Annotated in this window: 19 protein-coding genes; 11 read left to right on the top strand and 8 right to left on the bottom strand. The window is 72.0% G+C overall.

Features of this window, described 5'->3' with window-relative positions:
- Positions 1-81: 81 nt before the first annotated feature.
- Positions 82-1,380 (bottom strand): glutamyl-tRNA reductase, encoded by a 1,299-nt coding sequence (locus tag AOM05_RS04215; RefSeq protein ID WP_082097261.1) that lies wholly within the window; start codon positions 1,378-1,380, stop codon positions 82-84.
- 54 nt (positions 1,381-1,434) lie between these two features.
- Between AOM05_RS04215 and hemE the strand changes: the two genes are divergently transcribed.
- The 5 genes from hemE (at position 1,435) to AOM05_RS04240 (ending at position 6,387) form a co-directional block, all read left to right on the top strand.
- On the top strand, positions 1,435-2,520 hold the full coding sequence (hemE, locus tag AOM05_RS04220; protein ID WP_369401113.1) for a uroporphyrinogen decarboxylase: 1,086 nt from the start codon (positions 1,435-1,437) through the stop codon (positions 2,518-2,520).
- A complete protein-coding gene (locus AOM05_RS04225; protein ID WP_062519726.1) occupies positions 2,513-3,793 on the top strand; it encodes a protoporphyrinogen/coproporphyrinogen oxidase in 1,281 nt (426 codons plus the stop codon). The genes hemE and AOM05_RS04225 overlap by 8 nt, the downstream gene beginning before the upstream one ends.
- Before the next feature lie 48 nt (positions 3,794-3,841).
- Positions 3,842-4,516 carry a hydrogen peroxide-dependent heme synthase gene (hemQ, locus tag AOM05_RS04230; protein ID WP_082097262.1) on the top strand — a complete coding sequence of 225 codons (675 nt, stop codon included), beginning with the start codon at positions 3,842-3,844 and terminating at the stop codon, positions 4,514-4,516.
- Positions 4,513-5,685 (top strand): ferrochelatase, encoded by a 1,173-nt coding sequence (locus AOM05_RS04235; protein ID WP_062519729.1) that lies wholly within the window; start codon positions 4,513-4,515, stop codon positions 5,683-5,685. Before hemQ ends, AOM05_RS04235 begins: the two co-directional genes overlap by 4 nt.
- Positions 5,686-5,907: 222 nt before the next feature.
- The gene (locus tag AOM05_RS04240; protein WP_062519732.1) at positions 5,908-6,387 is read left to right on the top strand and encodes a hypothetical protein; all 480 of its coding nucleotides are present in this window, start codon (positions 5,908-5,910) and stop codon (positions 6,385-6,387) included.
- A 102-nt stretch (positions 6,388-6,489) separates the two neighbouring features.
- Here AOM05_RS04240 and AOM05_RS04245 read toward each other — a convergent pair whose 3' ends face one another.
- The 4 genes from AOM05_RS04245 to AOM05_RS04260 form a co-directional block, all read right to left on the bottom strand.
- Positions 6,490-7,803 carry an NAD(P)/FAD-dependent oxidoreductase gene (locus AOM05_RS04245; protein WP_062519734.1) on the bottom strand — a complete coding sequence of 438 codons (1,314 nt, stop codon included), beginning with the start codon at positions 7,801-7,803 and terminating at the stop codon, positions 6,490-6,492.
- A gap of 135 nt (positions 7,804-7,938) precedes the next feature.
- Positions 7,939-9,327 carry a class II fumarate hydratase gene (locus AOM05_RS04250; protein ID WP_062519736.1) on the bottom strand — a complete coding sequence of 463 codons (1,389 nt, stop codon included), beginning with the start codon at positions 9,325-9,327 and terminating at the stop codon, positions 7,939-7,941.
- Positions 9,328-9,428: 101 nt separating this feature from the next.
- The gene (locus AOM05_RS04255; protein ID WP_062519738.1) at positions 9,429-10,349 is read right to left on the bottom strand and encodes a carbohydrate kinase family protein; all 921 of its coding nucleotides are present in this window, start codon (positions 10,347-10,349) and stop codon (positions 9,429-9,431) included.
- On the bottom strand, positions 10,346-10,597 hold the full coding sequence (locus tag AOM05_RS04260; protein ID WP_062519739.1) for an exodeoxyribonuclease VII small subunit: 252 nt from the start codon (positions 10,595-10,597) through the stop codon (positions 10,346-10,348). Before AOM05_RS04260 ends, AOM05_RS04255 begins: the two co-directional genes overlap by 4 nt.
- 118 nt (positions 10,598-10,715) lie before the next feature.
- On the opposite strand from AOM05_RS04260, the gene AOM05_RS04265 reads away from it, so the two are divergent.
- A complete protein-coding gene (locus AOM05_RS04265; RefSeq protein WP_062519741.1) occupies positions 10,716-11,294 on the top strand; it encodes a hypothetical protein in 579 nt (192 codons plus the stop codon).
- A 141-nt stretch (positions 11,295-11,435) separates the two neighbouring features.
- On the opposite strand, the gene xseA is transcribed toward AOM05_RS04265, so the two are convergent.
- Positions 11,436-12,674, bottom strand: coding sequence for an exodeoxyribonuclease VII large subunit (xseA, locus tag AOM05_RS04270; protein WP_228373206.1), 1,239 nt, complete (start codon positions 12,672-12,674; stop codon positions 11,436-11,438).
- A gap of 31 nt (positions 12,675-12,705) precedes the next feature.
- Between xseA and AOM05_RS04275 the strand changes: the two genes are divergently transcribed.
- Complete coding sequence (locus AOM05_RS04275; protein WP_062519742.1) at positions 12,706-13,689, top strand: 4-hydroxy-3-methylbut-2-enyl diphosphate reductase; 984 nt, start codon at positions 12,706-12,708, stop codon at positions 13,687-13,689.
- Positions 13,690-13,821: 132 nt separating this feature from the next.
- Here AOM05_RS04275 and AOM05_RS04280 read toward each other — a convergent pair whose 3' ends face one another.
- The gene (locus AOM05_RS04280; RefSeq protein ID WP_082097306.1) at positions 13,822-15,069 is read right to left on the bottom strand and encodes a DNA recombination protein RmuC; all 1,248 of its coding nucleotides are present in this window, start codon (positions 15,067-15,069) and stop codon (positions 13,822-13,824) included.
- A gap of 279 nt (positions 15,070-15,348) precedes the next feature.
- Here AOM05_RS04280 and AOM05_RS04285 point away from each other — a divergent pair, with 279 nt between their 5' ends.
- From AOM05_RS04285 to AOM05_RS04300, 4 genes are all read left to right on the top strand, one after another.
- Positions 15,349-17,004 (top strand): peptide ABC transporter substrate-binding protein, encoded by a 1,656-nt coding sequence (locus tag AOM05_RS04285; protein ID WP_062519745.1) that lies wholly within the window; start codon positions 15,349-15,351, stop codon positions 17,002-17,004.
- Positions 17,005-17,191: 187 nt separating this feature from the next.
- Positions 17,192-18,118 carry an ABC transporter permease gene (locus tag AOM05_RS04290; protein ID WP_062519746.1) on the top strand — a complete coding sequence of 309 codons (927 nt, stop codon included), beginning with the start codon at positions 17,192-17,194 and terminating at the stop codon, positions 18,116-18,118.
- Positions 18,111-19,046, top strand: coding sequence for an ABC transporter permease (locus AOM05_RS04295; RefSeq protein ID WP_062519748.1), 936 nt, complete (start codon positions 18,111-18,113; stop codon positions 19,044-19,046). The genes AOM05_RS04290 and AOM05_RS04295 overlap by 8 nt, the downstream gene beginning before the upstream one ends.
- Entirely contained in the window at positions 19,043-20,797 is a 1,755-nt protein-coding gene (locus tag AOM05_RS04300; protein ID WP_082097264.1) for a dipeptide ABC transporter ATP-binding protein, read from the top strand. The genes AOM05_RS04295 and AOM05_RS04300 overlap by 4 nt, the downstream gene beginning before the upstream one ends.
- A gap of 26 nt (positions 20,798-20,823) precedes the next feature.
- Here the strand turns inward: AOM05_RS04300 and AOM05_RS04305 are convergent, their stop codons facing one another.
- Positions 20,824-21,024, bottom strand: coding sequence for a hypothetical protein (locus AOM05_RS04305; protein WP_062519749.1), 201 nt, complete (start codon positions 21,022-21,024; stop codon positions 20,824-20,826).
- Positions 21,025-21,098 lie beyond the last annotated feature (74 nt).

The raw sequence follows: 21,098 nt of genomic DNA on the forward strand, positions 1-21,098 counted from the left end.
CGTAGGCGCGCTGGTAAGGCCCGCCTAACCTAGCGGATCCGCGCCCGTTTAGGAAACGCCGCCGTGCGCTAAATGAGGCGCTCAGTCCTCGTGCGCGGCCTCGGCGTCGATCTGCGGAGCGGGGCACGCGTCGTCCGGGACGGCGACGTCGATGCCGTAGAGGGCACGGATGGCCTCGAGGTACTGGGTGGCCTCGCCCGCCTGGGCGTGCTCGCGCGCCCGCACGGTGGGCGTGTGGAGCAGCGTCTTGGCGAAGCGGCGCAGCGCCTGCTCGACCTCGTCGGCGCGGTCGATCGCGTCCTGCGGGGCGCCGGCGCCGGGCCGCACGCGGGCGACCTCCCGCTCGAGCAGGCCGAACACGTGCTCGCGCAGCGCGACCACCGCGGGGTCGAGCGTGCGGGCGCTCTCGCCGTCGCCGAAGCGGGCCACCGCGTGCGCGACGATCGCGCGGGCGGCCTCGATCGCGCCCACGGCCTCGCCGGGGGCGCGGGCGCCCACGTCGTCGAGCCCGATCACGGTGACGCCGCGCAGGTCGCCCACGCCGGGGGCGATGTCGCGGTGGAGCGCCAGGTCGATCAGGGTGAGCGGCGCGTCGAGTCCGTGGCGGGCGTTCGCGACCAGGGCGGGGGTGAGGACCACCGACTCGCCGCCGGAGCAGGCGAACACCACGTCCGCCTCGCGGACCGCGAGCTCGAGGCCGTCGAGGTCCACCGCCTCGATGCCGTGGCGGCGCGCGAACTCGGCGGCGCGGCCCGACGGGGAGAACACCGAGGCGACGTTGGCGCCGCGGCCGTGCAGCGTGCCCACCGCGGTCTCGGCGAGCGCGCCGGTGCCGATCATCAGCACCCGGGCGCCGTCCCAGCCGACCGTCGCGTCAGCGAGGTCGAGCGCGACCGACACCACGGAGCGGCCCGACGTGCCGAGGCCGGTCGAGGAAGCGACCACGCGCGACGTGCGCAGCGCGGACTGGAACAGCCTGTCGAGGCGCGGCGTGAGCTGGTGGCGGCGCTGCGCCTCCAGGTGGGCGCGGCGGACCTGGCCGGAGATCTCGCGCTCGCCCACGACCATGGACTCGAGGCCCGAGGTGACGGACAGCAGGTGGTGGATGGTGTCGTCGTCCTCGTAGGGCGACATCGAGCCCTCGACGGTCGCGGGGTCCAGGGCGCTGGCGCGGGCGATCGCCTCGACCACCTCGCGACGCGCGGCCTGCGGGTCCTCGGTGTCGACGTAGACCTCGAAGCGGTTGCACGTCGGGAGCACCACGGCGCCCGTGATCGCGCCGCCCGCGGCGATGAGCTCCGCGGCGAGCGCGTCCGCTCCGACCTGGAGCTGCTCGAGCACGGCGAGGTCACGGTTGCGGTGCGAGGCGACAAGGGACATCAGAGACACGGCCTCAATTCTGACACGGCCGCGCGAGAGGGCAGAATTGAGGCCGTGTCAGCCCTTCCCGCCTCGCATCCGCTCGTCGACGGCCGCCTCGCCGACGCCCCCCTTCTTGCCGCCCTGAGCGGCACCCGGCCCGCGCACCGTCCCGTGTGGTTCATGCGCCAGGCCGGCCGCTCGCTGCCGGAGTACCTCGAGGCGCGCCGCGGCACCACCATGCTCGAGTCCTGCCTCACCCCGGCGCTCGCGGCGGAGATCACGCTGCAGCCGGTGCGCCGCTACGGCGTGGACGCGGGCATCTTCTTCTCCGACATCGTGGTGCCCATGAAGGTCGCCGGCGTGGGCGTCGAGATCGCCCCCGGCGTGGGGCCCGTGTTCGACCGCCCCATCCGCACCATGGCGGACATCGAGGCGCTGCCCGAGCTGGGCGAGGCCGCCGACGGCGGGGCTTTCGACCTGGGCCTGGAGCCCATCCGCGAGGCGGTGCGGCTCACGGTCGCGGAGCTGGGCGGCACGCCGCTCATCGGCTTCGCGGGCGCGCCGTTCACCCTGGCCGCCTACATGGTGGAGGGGCGCCCGTCGCGCGACCACCTGGCCGCGCGACGCCTCATGGTCGAGGCGCCCGACGTGTGGCACGCGCTCGCCGAGTGGACGTCGCGCGCCGCCGGCCTGTTCCTGCGCGCCCAGGTGCTCGCGGGCGCGTCCGCGGTGCAGCTGTTCGACTCGTGGGCCGGCTCGCTCGCCCCGGCCGACTACGTCGAGTTCTGCGCGCCCGGCTCCGGCGCCGCGCTCGCCGCCGTCGCGGACCTCGACGTGCCGCGCATCCACTTCGCCGCGCACGGCTCGCACCTGCTGCGACCCATGTCCGAGGTGGGCGCGACCGCGATGGGCGTCGACTACCGGATGCCGCTCGACGAGGCGTCGCGCCTGCTCGACGGCGCGTTCCCGCTCCAGGGCAACATCGACCCGGCGCGCCTGTCCGCGCCGGTCGAGGTGCTCGAGACCCACGTGCTCGACGTGCTCGCGCGCGGCGCCGAGGCGCCCGGCCACGTGGTCAACCTGGGCCACGGCGTGCCCCCGGAGACGGACCCCGACCAGCTCCAGCGGGTGGTCGACCTCGTGCACGAGCGTGGCTGAGCGCGTCCTCGTCGTCGGCGGCGGGGTCTCGGGGCTGCTCGCGGCGCGCCGTCACGCCCGCGCCGGCGCCGTGGTCACCCTGCTCGAGGCCGGGGACGGCTGGGGCGGACGCGTCAGCCCGCTCACGCTCGCGGGGCTCACGCTCGACGCGGGCGCAGAGTCCTTCGCGACCCGCACGCCCTCCGTCGAGGCGCTCGCCCGCGAGCTGGGGCTCGGCGCGGAACTGGTGACGCCCACCCGCGCCCCCGCCTGGGTGGTCACGCCCGACCGGGCGTACCCGCTGCCCACCACCGGCTGGCTGGGCATCCCCACGCGGCCGCTGCTCCACGACGTCCGCCGGATCATCGGCTGGGGCGCCGCGGCGGACGCCGCGCTCGAGCGCTCGCGGCCGCTCGGCGAGGTGAGGGACGATGCGACGGTCGGGGGCCTCGTGAGGGCGCGCCTGGGCGACCCGGTCGCCGACCTGCTGGTGGCGCCCGTGCTGCAGGGCGTGTACTCGCGCCCCCTCGACGACCTCCCGCTCGCCGCGATCGACCCGACCCTGCCGCAGCAGCTGCGCGACGCGGGCAGCCTGCTCGAGCTCGCGTCGCGGCGGCGTCGCCTGGCCCCCGCGGGCGCCTCCGTCATGGGCGTGCGCGGCGGCATCTGGCGTCTCACCGAGGCGCTCGCGGAGTCCGCGCGCGAGGCAGGCGTACGCCTGGTGCGCGGCACCGCGGCCGAGTCCGCCGAGCGGATCGACGGCGCCTGGCGCGTGCGCGCCGGCGGCGGCACCCTGGTCGCCGACACCCTGGTGCTCGCCGTGCCCCGGCCCGCGGCGCAGCGCCTGGTCCCTGACCTTCCCGAGCCGCCCGAGGAGCGCCGCGTGGCGCTCGCGACCCTGGTGCTCGACGCGCCCGAGCTCGACCGCGCCCCACGCGGCACCGGGGTGCTCGCCCTGGACGGTGTGACCCGCGCGAAGGCGCTCACCCACGCGACCGCGAAGTGGCGGTGGGTGCGCGACGCCGCGCGGGGCCGCCACGTGGTGCGGCTGTCGTACGCGATCCGCGACCCGCACGAGGACCTGCTCGCGCACGCGCTCCCCGACGCGAACCGGCTGCTCGGCGTCGAGCTCCCGGCCGACCGGGTGGTCGCGTCCGCGCTGGTCGAGTGGCCCGACGCCTCGCCGGCACGGGTGAGCGACGCGCGTCCCCTGCCCGGCCTCGAGCTGGTGGGCGTGGCCGCCGGGCTGAGCGGGCTCGCGGCGATCGTGGGGGCGGAGACGCCTAGGACCTAGGTCCTAGCGATTTCCCAAACCTGAGGGATCCATCGGAGGATGGGACCCATGACCGAGAACCCCTCTGGCTTCACCCTGTTCGCCGTCCTCGACGGCATGCTCCACGCGCCCGACGAGGACCTCGCGGACGTGGTCGAGCACTTCGACGCCGCCGTCGCCGAGATGGCGGAGCACGAGGTCACGCTGCGCGGCATCTACGACGTGTCCGGCCTGCGCGCCGACGGCACCGTGATGCTGTGGCTGCACGGCCCCGTGCTCGAGGACCTGCAGCTCGCGCTGCGCGAGCTGCGCGCCACCGAGCTGCTCGCCGAGACCCAGCTCACGTGGTCCGCCGCGGGCGTGCACCGCGACGCCGAGTTCAACAAGCGCCACGTCCCCGGCTTCCTGCGCGGCGAGCGCCCGCGCAACTGGCTGACCGTGTACCCCTTCGTGCGCTCGTACGAGTGGTACCTGCTGCCCGAGGAGGAGCGCTCCGTCATGCTGCGCGACCACGGCATCAAGGGCGCCGCGTTCAAGGGCGTGGTCGCCAACACGGTGGCCGCGTTCGCGCTGGGCGACTACGAGTGGCTGCTGCCCATGGAGGCGGACGAGGTCACCGACCTGGTCGACATGATGCGCGAGCTGCGCTACACCGAGGCCCGTCGCCACGTGCGCGAGGAGCTGCCGTTCTACACCGGTCGCCGGGTGACCACCGCCGAGGCCGTGGAGGTGCTGGCATCGTGACCCAGCCGCTCGCCGCATCGTCCCGCGTGCTCGACGCGACCACCTACGACGCGATCCTGCTCGCCGGCTTCGGCGGCCCCGAGGGCCAGGGCGACGTCATTCCGTACCTGCGCAACGTCACCCGCGGCCGCGGCATCCCCGACGAGCGTCTCGAGGAGGTGTCGCACCACTACCGGCACTTCGGCGGCATCAGCCCCATCAACCAGCAGAACCGCGACCTCAAGGCCGCGCTCGAGGCGGAGATCGCGTCGCGCGGCCTCGGCCTGCCGGTGTACTGGGGCAACCGCTTCTGGGCGCCCTACTTCGCGGATGCGCTGAAGGAGCTGCACGCGGACGGCCACCGCAAGGTGCTGGTCCTGGTGACCACCGCGTTCTCGAGCTACTCGGGCTGCCGTGCGTACCGCGAGGACCTCGCGACCGCGCTCGCCGAGACGGGCCTCGAGGGTGAGGTCGTGCTCGACAAGGTGCGCCAGTACTTCGACCACCCCGGGTTCGTGAACCCCAACGTCGACGCCGTGCGGTCGGGCCTGCGCACGCTGCGCGAGCAGGGCCTGCTCGAAGGCGCCCAGGTGATGTTCGCGACGCACTCGATCCCCACCGCGGCCGCGGACGTGTCCGGCCCGCGCGAGACCCTGCCCTCGGGCGCGGAGGTCGCCACCGGCGGCGAGAACGAGTGGTACGCCGGCGGCGGCTGGTACGTCGAGCAGCAGCGGGCCGTGTCCGCGCTGGTGATGGACCGCGTCGCCGACGAGTTCCCCGACGTGCCGTGGTCGCTGGTGTTCCAGTCCCGCTCCGGCTCGCCGGAGATCCCGTGGCTCGAGCCCGACATCAACGACGCCATCGAGGCGCTCCCAGAGTCCGTGAAGGGCCTGGTCATCTCGCCCATCGGCTTCGTCTCCGACCACATGGAGGTCGCGTGGGACCTCGACAACGAGGCCGTCGAGACGTGCGAGGGGCGCGGGATCGTTCCCGTGCGCGTGCCTACCGTGGGCGTCGACCCCGCCTTTGTCGCCGGTCTGATCGACCTGGTCGAGGAGCGCCACGTCGCCGCCGAGGGGGACACCCCGCGCGCCCGCGAGGCGCTCACGGAGCTCGGTCCGTGGCAGGACGTGTGCCCCACGGACTGCTGCCTGGGCCGCGCTGCCAAGCCGACGGTGGCCTCCTGCTGAAGCCCGCGCGAGTTCGCTCAGCACGGTCTCATGATCGACGCGCCGTCGATCCGCGCTTGTCAGCGCCGGATCGGCGGCGCGCCGCGTTGCGGACCGTGCGCAGCGAATCTCGGGCGGGCGGGAGATAACGCAACTTCGGTGTTGCGTTAATCGCCGCGGTCCGTTTACAGTGGGCGCACCGGGCGGCGAGGTGCCGCCCCCGATGCCGTCTGGAGCCGCCGCATGACGCTCACCCGCGAGGCCCTCACCGACGTCGCCGCGATCGCCGCGGCCGCCCCGCACACCAAGGTCCGCCTGGGCACGTCGCACGGGTCCGCCGTGGTGATCGGCGAGCACCCCGACGGCGCGATGTGCATCGATGGCTTCCGCCGCCTCATGGCCGCGTGGGTCGACGGCTGCGAGCCGCAGGTCGACTCGGTGGCGTTCGTGGGCGCGCGCTACGAGGGCGGGATGCTCACCAACGACGGCATCCGGTACTTCGTGACGCGCCTGAGCGCGCAGGAGACCGCCACGACCCTCCAGCAGCGCTCGGACTGGCCCGAGGAGGCCCACGCCGTGGTGCGCGAGGACCTGCTGCTCGACGTGAGCGTGGTCCAGGTGATGTCCGCCGAGCTCGACGAGGACGGTGTCGAGGCAGCCGCGCGCGACGCGCAGGCCGCCTGCATGGTCGAGGAGCTGTGCCGCGAGGTCGCCGCGGCGTAAGGACGTGCTCGCGGCACTGGGACGGTCGCAGAGGACGAACAGAAGGGCCCGGGGAGGGTGGATCTCCCCGGGCCCTTCGCCATGTCCGCGAGGGGGACCGCGCTAGCTGCGCGCGGCCTCCTCGAAGGCGCGGCGCGGCTCGTGGATGCGGCCCATCGACACCAGGTCGCGGCGGAACAGCAGCGCGGTGGTCCAGTCGAGCGCCACCCGCGCCTTGCGGTTGAAGGTGGGGATCGCGAGCAGGTGGTACGTGCGGTGCATCACCCACGCCGGCCAGCCGCGCAGCTTGAAGCCCATGGTGGTGGCGACGCCCTTGTTGAGGCCCAGCGACGCGACCACGCCCAGGTGCTTATGCTTGTACTGGGTGAGCGGCTCGCCGTTGAGGTGCGCCGCGAGGTTGCGGCCCAGGTGCTTGGCCTGGCGCACGGCGTGCTGCGCGGACGGCGCGCACCAGTCGCCCTCGTCCTCGACCAGGTTGGGCACCTGCGCGCAGTCGCCCGCGGCCCACGCGCCGCGCACCGGGACGCCGTGCTCGTCGATGACCTGCAGCGTCGCCGCGGTGTTGACGTGGCCGCGCGGTCCGAGCGGCAGGTCGGAGGACTGGATGACGGGGGAGGGCTTCACGCCGGCGGTCCACACCAGGGTGTCGGCCTCGAAGGACTCGCCGTTCGACAGCACGATGTGCCCGTCGACGCAGCTCTCCAGGCGCGTCTCGAGCAGCACCCGCATGCCGCGGCGCTCGAGCTCCTCGACCGTGTAGGCGCCCATGTCGGGGCCCATCTCCGGGAGGATGCGGTTCATGGCCTCGACCATGACGAAGTTGAGGTCGTCGCGCGACAGCTCGGGGTAGTAGCGCAGCGCGGCCTTGGCCATGTCCTCGGTCTCCGCGAACGCCTCGACGCCGGCGAAGCCGCCGCCCACGAACACGAACGTGAGCAGCTTGCGGCGCAGGTCCTCGTCCTCGGTGGTCGCGGCGCGGGCGATGCGGCCCAGCACGCGGTTGCGCAGGCTGATGGCCTCCTCGACGTACTTGAACCCGATGCCGAACTCCGCGAGCCCGGGGATGGGCAGGGTGCGCGACACGGCACCGAGCGCGACCACGATCTCGTCGTACTCGACCGCGAACACCTCGCCCAGGTCCGTGGTGGCCTCGACGGTGCGGGTGGTGTGATCGATCCGCTCGACCTTGCCCTGGAGCACGCGCACGCCCTCGAGCTCGCGACGCAGCGGCACCACCGCGTGACGCGGCTCGATCGAGGCGGCGCCCACCTCCGGCAGGAACGGCGCGTACGTCATGTACGGACGGCGGTCCAGGACCGTGATGTCGACCTTGTCCGGCGCCTTCCGCAGCAGCGTGAGGGCGGTGTAGAGGCCTACGTAGCCTCCGCCAAGGATGAGGACTCGGATGCGTGACATGAGGACACCTCCAGGGAGGGAACCCCGGGTGGCCGGACGCTGTTCCCGCGCCCGCCTGCCCGCGGCGGTGCGATCGTGAACGCCAGAATTCTACGCGATCCCGCGCAAAGCGGTCAGCGCCGGTTCAGCGCCGGTTCAGCGCCCCACCATCGTGGTGACGTCGAGCAGCGCGTCGAGCTGCTCCTCCGTGATCTCGCCGCGCTCCACGAACCCGAGGTCCACGGTCGCCTCGCGCACCGTCAGCCCCTTCTTCACGGCGTGCTTGGCGATCGCGGCGGCGTTCTCGTAGCCGATGACCCGGTTGAGCGGCGTCACGATCGACGGCGACGCCTCGGCGAGGAACCGCGCCCGCTCGACGTTGGCGACCGTCCCGGCGACCGTGCGGTCGGCCAGCACGCGGGACGCGTTCGCGAGCAGGCGCGTGGACTCGAGCACGCCGAGCGCCATCACCGGGATCTGCACGTTGAGCTCGAAGGCCCCGGACGCGCCGGCCCAGGCGACCGTCGCATCGTTCCCCACCACCCGCGCGCAGACCATGAGGACGGCCTCGGGGACCACGGGGTTGACCTTGCCGGGCATGATCGAGGAGCCCGGCTGGAGGTCGGGCAGCGCGATCTCGCCCAGGCCGGTGTTGGGGCCGGAGCCCATCCAGCGCAGGTCGTTGCAGATCTTGGTGAGCGACACGGCGATGGTGCGCAGCGCGCCGGAGACCTCGACCAGGCCGTCGCGCGCGGACTGCGCCTCGAAGTGGTTGCGCGCCTCGGTGATGGGCAGGCCCGTGTCCTCCGCGAGCAGCGCGATGACACGCTGCGGGAAGCCCGCGGGCGTGTTGATGCCGGTGCCGACCGCGGTGCCGCCCAGCGGGACCTCCGCGACGCGGGGGAGCGCGACCAGCAGGCGCTCGACGCCGTAGCGCACGGCGGCGGCGTAGCCCGAGAACTCCTGGCCCAGCGTCACCGGCGTCGCGTCCATGAGGTGCGTGCGGCCCGACTTGTAGACGTCCGCGAACTCCTCCGCCTTCGCCTCGAGCGAGACGGCGAGGTGCTCGAGCGCCGGGATCAGGTCGCTCACCAGGGAGGACGTCGCGGCCACGTGCACCGAGGTGGGGAACACGTCGTTCGAGGACTGCGAGGCGTTGACGTGGTCGTTGGGGTGCACGTCGCGGCCGAGCGCGCGCGTCGCCAGCGTCGCGATGACCTCGTTGGTGTTCATGTTCGAGGACGTGCCGGAGCCGGTCTGGAACACGTCGACGGGGAAGTGGGAGTCGTGCGCGCCGCCGGCCACCTGGTCCGCCGCCGCGACGATCGCCTCGGCCACGTCCTGCTCGAGCACGCCGAGCTCCGCGTTGGCGCGCGCCGCGGCCTTCTTCACGCGCGCGAGCGCCTCGATGTGGCGCCGCTCGAGCGTGATGCCGGAGATGGGGAAGTTCTCGACGGCGCGCTGCGTCTGCGCGCGGTAGAGGGCGTCGGCGGGGACGCGGACCTCGCCCATGGTGTCGTGCTCGATGCGGAACTCCGTTGTCATGGCGCCCAGTCTGGCACGCCGCGGCGGGACCTTCGTCCCCCGCGTGCGATATCGCACACGATCTCCACGGGACGATGCGGCGGCCGGGTCCGCGGGGACGTTCAGTCCGCGTCGAGCTCGTCGCGCGTGGGCGGGTTCGCGCCCGCGCGCGACACGGTGATGGCGGCGATCCGGGTGCAGCGGCGCAGGATCAGGCCTACCTCGGTGGCGTCGACGTCGCGCAGCGCGGCGCGGCGGTCGCGGCCCAGCAGGTTCGCCTCCCACAGCCCGTCGATGAGGCCGCCCATGAACGAGTCGCCCGCGCCCACGGTGTCGGCGACCTCGACCGCGGGCGCCTTGACGGTGATCTCGCGGCCGTCGTGCAGGAACGCGGTCGCGCCCTCGCCGCCCCGGGTGACCACCACCAGGGCCGGACCCGCGTGCGCCCACTCGCGCGCCGCATCGTCCACCGTGCTGTCGGGGAAGAGCCACGCGAGGTCCTCGTCGGAGGCCTTGACCACGTCCGCCAGGGCGACCATGCGTGCGATGGCGGGGCGTGCCTCGTCGGGGGAGCCCATGAGGGAGGGCCGGACGTTGGGGTCGTACGTGACGGTGGAGGTGTAGCGCAGGGCGCTCACGATCCGGTGCACGGTGGTCGCGCCCGGCTCCATCACCGCGGCGATCGAGCCGGTGTGGACGGCGAGCGGGGCGTTGCGCAGCCGCGCGGCGGTGGAGACGTCCCAGGCGATGTCGAAGTCGTAGGTGGCGGCGCCGCTCGCGTCGAGCGTCGCGGTGGCGACCGAGGTCGCGTGCGCGCCTGCCGAGCCGGGCACGATCTGCACGCCGCTGGCCTGCAGGTGCTCCGCGCACAGCGCCCCGTTGGCGTCCTCGCCCAGGCGGGTGAGCAGGTCGACCGAACGCCCGAGCCGCGCCAGCCCGAGCGCGACGTTGGCGGGGGAGCCGCCCGGGTGGGCCGCGGTGCCGTCGGGGCCCATCACCACGTCGACGAGGGTCTCGCCGATGACGAGCGCGTGGCCGGTCATGCGTCGAGCTCCTCGGCGTCGGTCGCGTCGGTCGCGTCGCCCTGCGCGGCGTCGATGCGCTCGCGGGCGCCGTCGAGAAGCGCCTGGCAGCGTGCCGCGAGGGCCTCGCCGCGCTCCCACAGCCCGAGCGACTCGTCGAGGGTCGCGCTGCCCGCCTCGAGCCTCGCGACGATCGCGATGAGCTGATCGCGGGCCTCCTCGTAGGAGAGGGATTCCACGGGTGCGTCGAGGGATGCGGCGTCGCTCATGACCGCTACCGTACCCGCGCGGACTCAAGCCTCAGGCGGGTTCTGCCGAGAACAGCGTCATAACGGGGTGCCTGACCCCTCCCATGAGGCACGACCCGGACGACACGATGAGGTGGACATGTTCAGCGACAGCACCAGCGCCCCGCAGACCGCGCGCAAGAGCGCACAGCAGGTGATCACGGCAGGCATCACGGACGGGGAGCTGGCGACGCTGTCGCGATCGCCCGAGGTCAAGGTGCGCGCCGCCGTAGCCGAGCATGCCGGCACGCCGCTCATGACGCTGCTGCGGCTCGCGGAGGACACCTCCGCCGACGTCCGCATGGGCCTCGCGCGCAACCGCCGCGCGTCCATCCCGATCGAGCTGCGCGAGGACCTCGCCAAGGACAAGAACGTCGACGTGGTCTACGCGCTCATCGACAACCCGGCCGTGCCGGAGTCGCTCATCGCGAAGCTGGGCCGCCACCTCCACAAGGAGTACGCGAAGGCGGCGCGTGCGCGCTCGGCCGCGGTGAAGGCGGGCACCTGGGTGCCCGAGACCGCCGCGCCCGAGGCCGCTTCCGCTCCCGCGGCGCCCGAGCTGGTGGTGCCCACGTTCGCGACCGTCGAGGCCGCGCCGGTGCGTCGTGAGGCGCCGGCGCCCACGACGTCCGCCGCGCGTGCCGACGCGCTCGACGTGCTGCTGGGCACCAAGCGCTGAGCTCTCCCGGACACTCCGAACGGAGCTCGTCCCGGTCTGCACGCGTGTCGCGGGGTTGAGGGGCCTTCGCGACCGCGTGTCGCGGCGAGATCCGTTCGGGCTGTCCGGGGTCCGGGGCTGGCGCGCGGGCGCGGGCGCGGCTCAGCCGCGGGCGGTCGCCTCGACCTCGCCGCGCGCGAGCCGCACCCGCAGCAGGTCGCCCTTCTTGACCTGCGCCGCGTCGCGCACCACGGCGCCGGCGGCGTCGCGCACCACCGCGAAGCCGCGCTCGAGCGTGCTCAGGGGGCTGAGTGCGCGCAGCGAGGCGGTGAGCTCGCGGGTCGCCGCGTCCGCGCGGTCCACGCGCCGGCTCATCGCGGCGGTCGCCTCGGCGCGCAGCCGCGCCACGGCGTCCGCGTAGGGCGCGAGCATCGCCCGCGGCTGGGCGAGCACGGGCCGCGACCGCATGGCGGCGAGGCCGGCGGACTCGCGCGCGACCAGCCGCTCGACGGCGCCGGCCATGGCCGCGCGGGAGCGGGCGACGCCCTGCGCCTCCGCCGCGGCATCGGGGACGATGCGCTTGCCGGCGTCCGTAGGCGTCGAGGCCCGGTAGTCGGCCACCAGGTCCAGCAGGGGCGAGTCCTTCTCGTGGCCGATCGCGCTCACCAAGGGCGTCTCGCATGCCGCGGCGGCGCGCACGAGCGCCTCGTCGCTGAACGGCAGCAGGTCCTCGAACGAGCCCCCGCCGCGGGCGACCACGATCACGTCGACGTCGGGCATCGCGTCGAGCTCGCGGATCGCCGCGGTGGTCTCGGGCACGGCGCGCGGTCCCTGCACCGTAACGCGGCGGATGGTGAACGTGACTCCGGGCCAGCGGCGCGTGGCGTTCTCGACCACGTCGTGCTCCGCGTCGCCCTGGGTCGCGCACACCAGGCCCACCACGCGCGGGATGAAGGGCAGCGGGACCTTGCGGCCGAGGTCGAACAGGCCCTCGCGGGCGAGCGCCTCCTTGAGCGCCTCGAGCCGCGCGAGCAGGTCGCCGAGCCCCACCTGGCGGATCTCACGGCCGCCCAGCTGGAGCGACCCGGAGCGGGTCCACCACTCGGGCTTGGCGTGGAGCACCACGCGGGTGCCGTCGACCAGGTCCACGCCCAGGGCCTCCGCCTCGCGGGCCGGGATGGTCGCGGACATCGACATGTTCTCGTCGGTGTCGCGCAGCGTGAGGAACACCAGGTGGCGCCACCGCTTGACGTTCAGCACCTGGCCCTCGACCCACACCGCGGGCAGCCGCGACACGAACTCGCCGATCTTGGGGGAGAGGTGGCGCACCGGCCACGGACGCTCCGCCGAGGTCTCGCCGGCGGTCGCGGGCAGCGAGTGGGGCGTGGGGGTCTCGGTCACGGCGACCAGCCTGCCACGTAGGATGGACGGCATGCCCGACACCACCACCAAGCGCGTCCTGCTGGCCGCGCCGCGAGGCTACTGCGCGGGCGTGGACCGCGCCGTCATCGCGGTCGAGAAGGCCCTCGAGCTCCATGGCGCGCCCATCTACGTGCGCAAGGAGATCGTCCACAACAAGTACGTGGTGGAGACCCTGACCGAGCGCGGCGCGGTGTTCGTCGAGGAGACGGACCAGGTGCCCGAGGGCGCCCGCGTGGTGTTCTCCGCGCACGGCGTCTCCCCGGCGGTGCGCGAGGCCGCGGACCAGCGCAACCTCCTCACCATCGACGCCACGTGCCCGCTGGTGACCAAGGTGCACAAGGAGGCCATCCGCTTCGCGCGCGACGAGCGCACCATCCTGCTGATCGGCCACACGGGTCACGAGGAGGTCGAGGGGACCGCCGGCGAGGCGCCCGACCACACCATCGTGGTGAACTCTCCCGACGACGTCGACGGCCTCGAGGTCCCCGACCCCGAGAACGTGGTGTGGCTGTCGCAGACCACGCTGTCCGTCGACGAGACCATGGAGACGGTGCGCCGCCTGCGCGAGCGCTTCCCTGCGCTGCAGGACCCGCCGAGCGACGACATCTGCTACGCCACCCAGAACCGCCAGGTGGCGGTGAAGAAGCTCGCGCCGGAGTGCGACCTGGTGATCGTGGTGGGCTCCGCGAACTCGTCGAACTCGGTCCGCCTGGTCGAGGTGGCGCTGCAGTCCGGCGCGACAGCGTCGCACCGCGTGGACCGCGCCGCGGAGATCCGCGAGGAGTGGTTCGACGGCGTCTCCACCGTGGGCGTCACCTCGGGCGCCTCGGTGCCGGAGATCCTGGTGCGCGACGTGCTCGACTACCTCGCGGGACGTGGCTACGAGACGGTCGAGGAGGTCCGCACCGCGACGGAGGACCTCATGTTCTCGCTGCCGCGCGAGATCCGCGCCGACCTCAAGGCCAAGGAGGCCGAGCGCGCCGTCCGCGCCTGAGCGTGGCGCCACGCCACGCGGCGGCGCGCGGCGTGCGCTCCTCCACACGGGACGATGCGCGGAGCGGCTCGCGCGTGCATGTGCCCGTTCACATGGGCCGAGCCTGGTGGAGCAGCGCCGCGTGTGCGTGGATCAGTGCTCGGGGACCGACGGGGGCGACGCCTCGGCGGTGAGGTCGGTTGCGGTGAGCTCGGGCGCCGCGAGGACCCGGATGTCCGTCTCAGCCTGCTCGACCGCCGGCAGGTCCGCGGGCAGGTGCTGCATCTCGCCGAACTTGCGGGCGCTCACCAGCACCCGCGACTCGAGCGAGGCGACGGTCGCGTTATACGCCTTGCCCGCCTGGTCGATCGACCGGCCCACCTTCGCGAGGTGGCCCGCCATCGTCGACAGCCGGTCGTAGAGCTCCTTGCCCAGCGCGAGCACCTGCTGCGCGTCGCGGGCGAGCGCGTCCTCCTTCCAGGCGTGCGCCACCGTGCGCAGCATCGCGACCAGCGTGGTCGGGGTCGCGATCATCACGCCCTTGCCGTACGCGTACTCCTGGAGGGACGCGTCCTGCTCGACGGCCGCCTGGTAGAACGCCTCCGACGGCACGAACATCACCACGAACTCCGGCGCCGAGGCGAACTGGTCCCAGTAGCGCTTCGAGCTGAGGTCGTCGATATGGCGGCGCACGTGACGCGCGTGGGCCTGGAGGCGCTCGGCACGCACCGCCTCATCCTCAGCCTCGAACGCCTCGAGCAGGCCCACCAGCGCGACCTTCGAGTCCACCACGATGGTCCGGCCGCCGGCGAGCCGTACGGTCATGTCCGGGCGCAGGTTCCGGCCCTCCCCGTCGCGCACCACCTCCTGCTCGGTGAAGTCGACGTGGGGCAGCATGCCGGCGAGCTCCACCACGCGCCGCAGCTGCACCTCGCCCCAGTTGCCGCGCACGTCCGAGCGGCGCAGCGTGTTGACGAAATCGTCCGCCTTGCGCCCCACCCGCTCGGAGGCCTCGAGCATCTGCCGCACCTGCTCGCCCAGCGCAGCCTGGCCCGCCGCCCGGGCGCGGTCGGCCTGCGAGGTCTGCTCGCGCATCGTCTCCAACGTCCGCGCCAGCGGGTCGACCATGGCCCTGATCGCCTGCTCGCGGCGCAGCAGAGCCGCGCCGGCCTCCTGCTCCGAGCGCTTGAGCCGCTCCTGCGCGAGGTCCAGGAACTGCGCCTGGCTGGCGCGCAGCGCCTCTCCGCTGAGCGCGCGGAACTCCTGGCGCAGCGCGTCGCGCTCGTCACGCAGTCGCGCGGCGTCGCGCTGCCCCGCGGCATGCGCGCGGTGGGTGGCGATCACGGCGCCGAGACCGGCGCCGACGATCAGGCTGAGGAGCGACAGGAGGAATGTGACCATGATCACCACGGTCCCACGGGGGTCCGACAACGCCGCCGGACCTCTCGTTTCGGGACCTTGGTCATGTGATCCACGTCACAACCGTCTCGCATGGTGGGACGCGTGATTACTGTTTGGTCACAAATCCCGAAAGGTTTGGTCTCGGAAACAAAACGTTAACGCCGACCTGTTTAGCCTTCTGGGGTTGCACGTCATCAGCGTGCATCCGAGTCGTCGCTCCGACACCCCGGGGGGCGCCTATCCCAGTCCGTCGTCCGACGGGCACCTGTAGGAGGAAAAGTGAAGTTCAGCAAGTCTGTGATCGGCGGTGTCACCCTCGCCTCGGCGTCGGCGCTCGTGCTGGTCGGCTGCTCGTCCAACGGTTCCGAGACCGACCCGTCGGGTTCGGCCGGTGCTGGCGCGACCGGCGACATGATCATCAAGACCAACGGTTCTGAGCCCCAGAACCCGCTCATCCCGGTTGCGACCAACGAGACCGGTGGCGGCAAGATCATCGACGCGATCTTCGCGGGCCTGGTGTCCTACGACGCCACCGGCGCGACGCAGAACGAGGTTGCCGAGTCCATCGAGACCGAGGACAACCAGACCTTCACCATCACGCTGAAGGAGGGCTGGACCTTCACCGACGGCACGCCCGTCCTCGCCCACAACTTCGTGGACGCGTGGAACTGGGGCGCCGACCCGGCCAACGCCGCGACCGCGCTCAACAGCTACTTCCTCGAGCCCATCGAGGGCTTCGACGGCTACAACGCCGAGGAGGGTGCCTCGAACCCGGCCATGTCGGGTCTTGAGGTCATCGACGACCTCACCTTCACGGTCACCCTCGCGGCCCCGAACGCCGAGTTCCCGCTCGCGCTCGGCTACTCCGCCTTCTACCCGCTGCCCGACTCGTTCTTCGAGGACCCGGAGGCCTTCGGCGCCGCCCCGGTCGGCAACGGCAACTACATGCTCGCCGACGCCGCCGACTGGCAGCACGACGTGCAGATCGACCTCGCGGTCAACCCCGACTACGCCGGTGAGCGCACGCCCAAGAACGACGGCCTGTCGATCATCTTCTACGCGACGCAGGATGCGGCCTACGCCGACCTCCTCGCGAACAACGTGGACGTCATCGACGCGATCCCGCCGTCGGCATTCGCGTCCTACGAGGCCGACCTCGGCGACCGCGCCGTGAACCAGCCCGCCGCGATCTTCCAGTCCTTCACCATCCCGGAGCGCCTCGAGCACTTCTCCGGCGAGGAGGGCAAGCTCCGCCGTCAGGCCATCTCGATGGCCTTCGACCGCGAGCAGATCACGGACGTGATCTTCGAGGGCACCCGTACTCCCGCCTCGGACTTCACCTCGCCGGTCATCAACGGCTGGTCGGACTCCATCCCCGGCTCCGAGGTCCTCGCGTACGACCCCGAGCAGGCTGCTGAGCTGTGGGCCCAGGCCGACGAGATCAGCCCCTGGTCCGGCACCTTCGAGATCGCCTACAACGCTGACGGTGGTCACGACGTGTGGGTCGACGCCGTCCTCAACCAGGTCGGCCAGAACCTCGGCATCGACGCGGTGGGCCTGCCCTTCCCGACGTTCGCCGAGCTCCGCACCGAGGTCACCGAGCGCACGCTCAACGCCGCGTCGCGCTCCGGCTGGCAGGCGGACTACCCGTCGCTCGAGAACTTCCTCGGCCCGATCTACTACACCGGTGCCGGCTCGAACGATGGCGACTACTCCTCGGAGGCCTTCGACACCCTGATCGACGAGGGCAAGCAGGCCGCCTCCCCGGAGGAGGCCATCGAGAAGTTCCAGGCCGCGCAGGAGGTGCTCTTCGAGGACCTGCCCGCGATCCCGATGTGGTACTCGAACGTCAACGGCGGCTTCGCCGAGGGCGTCGAGGGTGTCGTCTTCGACTGGCACTCGGTCCCGCTCTTCTACGAGATCACCAAGGGTTAATCCCGACCGTCGGCCCGCCCCGCTCACGCGGGGCGGGCCTTCGTTCGTCCACCACCCGCCGGGCGCCTCGACGCCCCCTTCCGCCGCTGCGACCGCGTCCCCGCGCCGCGCGTGGAGGGGCGCGGCACCGGCCAGGTAGAATCGGCACTCTCATGCTCAAGACATCTCTCAGCCGCGAGGTGCGCCCATGCTGATGTACGTGGTGCGCCGCCTCCTGCAGGCGATCCCCGTCTTCCTGGGGACAACGTTCCTCATCTACTTCATGGTCTTCTCCATGCCGGGCGACCCGATCCTCGCCCTCTTCGGTGAGAAGACTCCGAATCCGGCCGTCCTCGAGGCGGTGCGCGCGCAGTACCACCTCGACCAGCCGTTCTTCATGCAGTACCTGCACTATCTGCAGAACCTGCTGACCGGCAACATGGGCACCACGTTCTCGGGTCAGGAGGTGTCGGACGTCCTCGCCCGCGCCTTCCCGGTGACGCTCAAGCTGGTGCTCATGGCCGTTGTCATCGAGTTCATCCTCGCAGTCGTGATCGGCCTCATCTCCGGCCTGCGCAAGGGCGGCATCATCGACAACACCAACCTGGTGGTGGCGCTGGTGCTCAGCTCGGTGCCGCCGTTCGTGGCGCTGTTCCTCGCGCAGTACTTCATCGGCATCAAGCTCGGATGGGCGCCGGTCACCGTGGGTGCGAACACCACCTGGAGCGCGATGTTCCTCCCAGCGTTGGTGATCGCGCTCACCATCTACGTCACGGGCATGAGGCTCATGCGTGGATCCGTCATCGAGGCGCAGTCCGCCGACTACGTGCGGACCGCGCTCGCCAAGGGTCTGACCCGCCGCCGCATCATCCCGGTGCACGTCGCCCGCAACTCGCTGATCCCTGTGATCACCAACACCGCCGCGAGCTTCGGCGCGCTGATCGCGGGCACCACGGTGACGGAGGGAATCTTCAACATCCCCGGCGTCGGCAAGGTCCTCTTCGATGCGATCGTGAGGGGCGAGACCGTCACGGTGGTCTCGATCGTGACGATCCTCACGATCCTCTACATCATCGTGAACATCCTCGTGGACCTGCTCTACGCCGTGCTCGACCCAAGGATCCGCTATGTCTGACCGCACGATCGAGCACTACGTCGCCCCGATCGACGAGAATTCGGCCGTCGAGGTCGACAAGGTCAAGCTCTCCGAGACCCGATCGAACCTCTGGCTCGACGCGTGGCGCGACCTGCGCCGCCGGCCCCTGTTCTACATCGCCCTGGCGATGGTCCTGGTGGTCACGGCCGCGGCCTTCTTCCCCGAGTGGTTCACCAGCGTGGACCCGAAGGCGACGGACCTCGCGAAGTCCAACGGGGCGCCGGAGCCCGGCCACCCGCTCGGCTTCACGTTCCAGGGCGCGGACATCTACGCGCGCATCATCTACGGCGCGAGCACGTCGCTCGCCGTCGGCGTGCTGACGATGCTCATCACCGGCGTGATCGGCATCCCGATGGGTGCCCTCGCGGGCTTCTACGGCGGCAAGGTGGACTCGGTGCTCTCCCGCATCGGTGACATCTTCTTCTCCATCCCCTACTTCCTCGCGGCCGTGGTCGTGATGTCGGTGATGCCGTCGAAGAACGTGCTGACCATCTCGTTCGCGATCGGTGGATTCGCGTGGGCCTCGCTCGCTCGCATCCTCCGCGCGGAGATCCTGCAGGTGAAGAACCTCGAGTACGTGATGGCGTCAGAGGCGGTGGGCCGGTCCAAGTTCGGCACGCTCGTCCGTCACGTGCTGCCGAACTCGCTCACGCCCGTGATCGTGTACCTGACCATCGCGCTCGGCGCGGCCATCACCGCGGAGGCGACGCTGTCCTTCCTCGGTGTCGGCCTGAACAACGTCATCTCGTGGGGTAACGACATCGCGGACGCGCAGACGTCGATCCGCGTCGCGCCGGGCTCGCTGTTCTGGCCGTCGGTGGCGCTGACGCTCACGGTGCTCGCGTTCATCGTGCTCGGCGAGCTGCTCCGTGACGCGCTTGACCCGAAGGCGAGGGCTCGCCGATGACTGAGGAGAACACCGTGCAGACCCTGCCCACCGGCGCGAAGCCGGCGGACGCGAACGCGCCCCTGGTCGAGGTCAAGGACCTCGAGGTCACGTTCACCACGAGCTCGGGCGACGTCCACGCCGTCCGCGGCGTGTCCTTCGACATCCACGCGGGTGAGACCGTCGCGATCGTCGGCGAGTCCGGCTCGGGCAAGTCGACCACCGCGACCGCGCTGATCAAACTGCTCGCCGGCAACGGCCGCATCAGCGGCGGCCAGATCCTGGTCGAGGGTAAGGACATCACGCACTACGGCGAGCGCCAGATGGCGTCCGTGCGTGGCGGGACCATCGGCTACGTGCCGCAGGACCCGATGTCCAACCTCAACCCGGTGTGGAACATCGGCTTCCAGGTGCGCGAGGCCATCCGTGCGAACGGCGTGGCCTCTGGCAAGAAGGACATCGAGGCGAAGGCCATCGAGGTCCTCCACCAGGCCGGCCTGGGTGACGCCGAGCGTCGCCTCAAGCAGTTCCCGCACCAGTTCTCGGGAGGCATGCGCCAGCGCGTGCTCATCGGCATCGGCCTGGGCGCGGACCCGAAGCTGCTGATCGCTGACGAGCCCACCTCGGCGCTCGACGTCACGGTCCAGAAGGTCATCCTCGACCACCTGGAGACGCTGACCCGCGAGAAGAACACGGCGATGCTCTTCATCACGCACGACCTGGGCCTCGCCGCCGAGCGCGCGTCCAAGGTCATCGTGATGAGCCAGGGCAAGATCGTCGAGGCCGGACCCAGCCTCGAGCTGCTGCAGCACCCGCGGCACCCGTACACCAAGCAGCTCATCGCGGCGGCCCCGTCGCTCGCGTCGCGCCGCATCCACTCGTCCGTGGGCGAGCACCTGGTGGACGGCGTGAAGGGCCCGGACCTGCTCAACCTGGCGGAGAAGCACGACGACACCGAGGCGGCCGCCGAGGCCAAGCCGGTGGTCGTGTCGGTCAAGGACCTGCGCAAGACGTACATGATCCGTCGCGGCAGCTTCCGCTCCGACCCGCTGCACGCGGTCGACGGCGTGTCCTTCGACATCCACAAGGGCACCACGCTCGCGCTGGTGGGCGAGTCGGGCTCCGGCAAGTCCACCGCGGCGCGCCTGGTGCTCGGCCTGGAGAAGCCCACCGAGGGTCAGATCACCGTCGGCGGCGTCGAGATGGCGGACGCGTCCGGCAAGGCGCTGTTCGACCTGCGCCGTCGCATGCAGGTGGTCTTCCAAGACCCGTACGCCTCGCTCGACCCGCAGCGGTCGATCGGCGCGATCATCGCGGAGCCGCTCAAGGTCCACAAGGTGGGCGACCGCAAGAGCCGCGATGCCCGTGTCCACGAGCTGCTCGACCAGGTCGCGCTGCCGTCCGCCATGGCGGACCGGTACCCGAACGAGCTCTCGGGCGGCCAGCGCCAGCGCGTGGCCATCGCCCGCGCGCTCGCGCTCAAGCCCGACGTGGTGGTGCTCGACGAGGCGGTCTCCGCGCTCGACGTGCTGGTCCAGGCCCAGATCCTGCAGCTCCTCGCGGACCTGCAGGAGGAGCTCGACCTCACCTACCTCTTCATCACCCACGACCTCGCGGTCGTGCGCGTGGTCGCCGACGTGGTGGCCGTGATGGAGAAGGGCAAGATCGTCGAGACCGGCGGCACCGACGAGATCTTCGAGCGTCCTCAGGAGCAGTACACCCAGCGACTGCTGGACGCGATCCCCGGCGCGGGCATCGAGTTCGGCTCGTAGCCCTCGAGATCAGCCCCGCGGCCCCGTCAGTCCTCGCGACCGGCGGGGCCGCGGCGCTTCTCGGGGAAGGGCTCCATCTGCTCGGGTGACGGGATCTCGATGCCGGCCACCGCATCGTCCCGCGGCGGTGCCTCGCCCACCACCTCGGTGGCCGGACGCACCTTGTCCAGGTTCTTCTGCTCGCGCGTATGCGCGAGGCCCGGGTTGAACAGCTCCTCGAAGCTCATGGCCCCAGAGTAGGACGGGACGATGCGCGGGTCACCCGGGCGGGCGCCGTCACCGGCCGCCGGTAGACTTGGCG

Source organism: Demequina silvatica (assembly GCF_000971215.1).
GTDB classification, from domain to species: domain Bacteria; phylum Actinomycetota; class Actinomycetes; order Actinomycetales; family Demequinaceae; genus Demequina; species Demequina silvatica.

Coding starts and splice junctions, on each gene's coding strand:
- AOM05_RS04260 (WP_062519739.1), bottom strand. CDS start 10,597: ATGAGCGACGCCGCATCCCTCGACGCACCCGTGGAATCCCTCTCCTAC.
- hemQ (WP_082097262.1), top strand. CDS start 3,842: ATGACCGAGAACCCCTCTGGCTTCACCCTGTTCGCCGTCCTCGACGGC.
- AOM05_RS04300 (WP_082097264.1), top strand. CDS start 19,043: ATGACTGAGGAGAACACCGTGCAGACCCTGCCCACCGGCGCGAAGCCG.
- AOM05_RS04255 (WP_062519738.1), bottom strand. CDS start 10,349: ATGACCGGCCACGCGCTCGTCATCGGCGAGACCCTCGTCGACGTGGTG.
- AOM05_RS04305 (WP_062519749.1), bottom strand. CDS start 21,024: ATGAGCTTCGAGGAGCTGTTCAACCCGGGCCTCGCGCATACGCGCGAG.
- AOM05_RS04245 (WP_062519734.1), bottom strand. CDS start 7,803: ATGTCACGCATCCGAGTCCTCATCCTTGGCGGAGGCTACGTAGGCCTC.
- AOM05_RS04240 (WP_062519732.1), top strand. CDS start 5,908: ATGACGCTCACCCGCGAGGCCCTCACCGACGTCGCCGCGATCGCCGCG.
- AOM05_RS04265 (WP_062519741.1), top strand. CDS start 10,716: ATGTTCAGCGACAGCACCAGCGCCCCGCAGACCGCGCGCAAGAGCGCA.
- AOM05_RS04280 (WP_082097306.1), bottom strand. CDS start 15,069: ATGGTCACATTCCTCCTGTCGCTCCTCAGCCTGATCGTCGGCGCCGGT.
- AOM05_RS04290 (WP_062519746.1), top strand. CDS start 17,192: ATGCTGATGTACGTGGTGCGCCGCCTCCTGCAGGCGATCCCCGTCTTC.
- AOM05_RS04275 (WP_062519742.1), top strand. CDS start 12,706: ATGCCCGACACCACCACCAAGCGCGTCCTGCTGGCCGCGCCGCGAGGC.
- AOM05_RS04295 (WP_062519748.1), top strand. CDS start 18,111: ATGTCTGACCGCACGATCGAGCACTACGTCGCCCCGATCGACGAGAAT.
- AOM05_RS04215 (WP_082097261.1), bottom strand. CDS start 1,380: ATGTCCCTTGTCGCCTCGCACCGCAACCGTGACCTCGCCGTGCTCGAG.
- AOM05_RS04250 (WP_062519736.1), bottom strand. CDS start 9,327: ATGACAACGGAGTTCCGCATCGAGCACGACACCATGGGCGAGGTCCGC.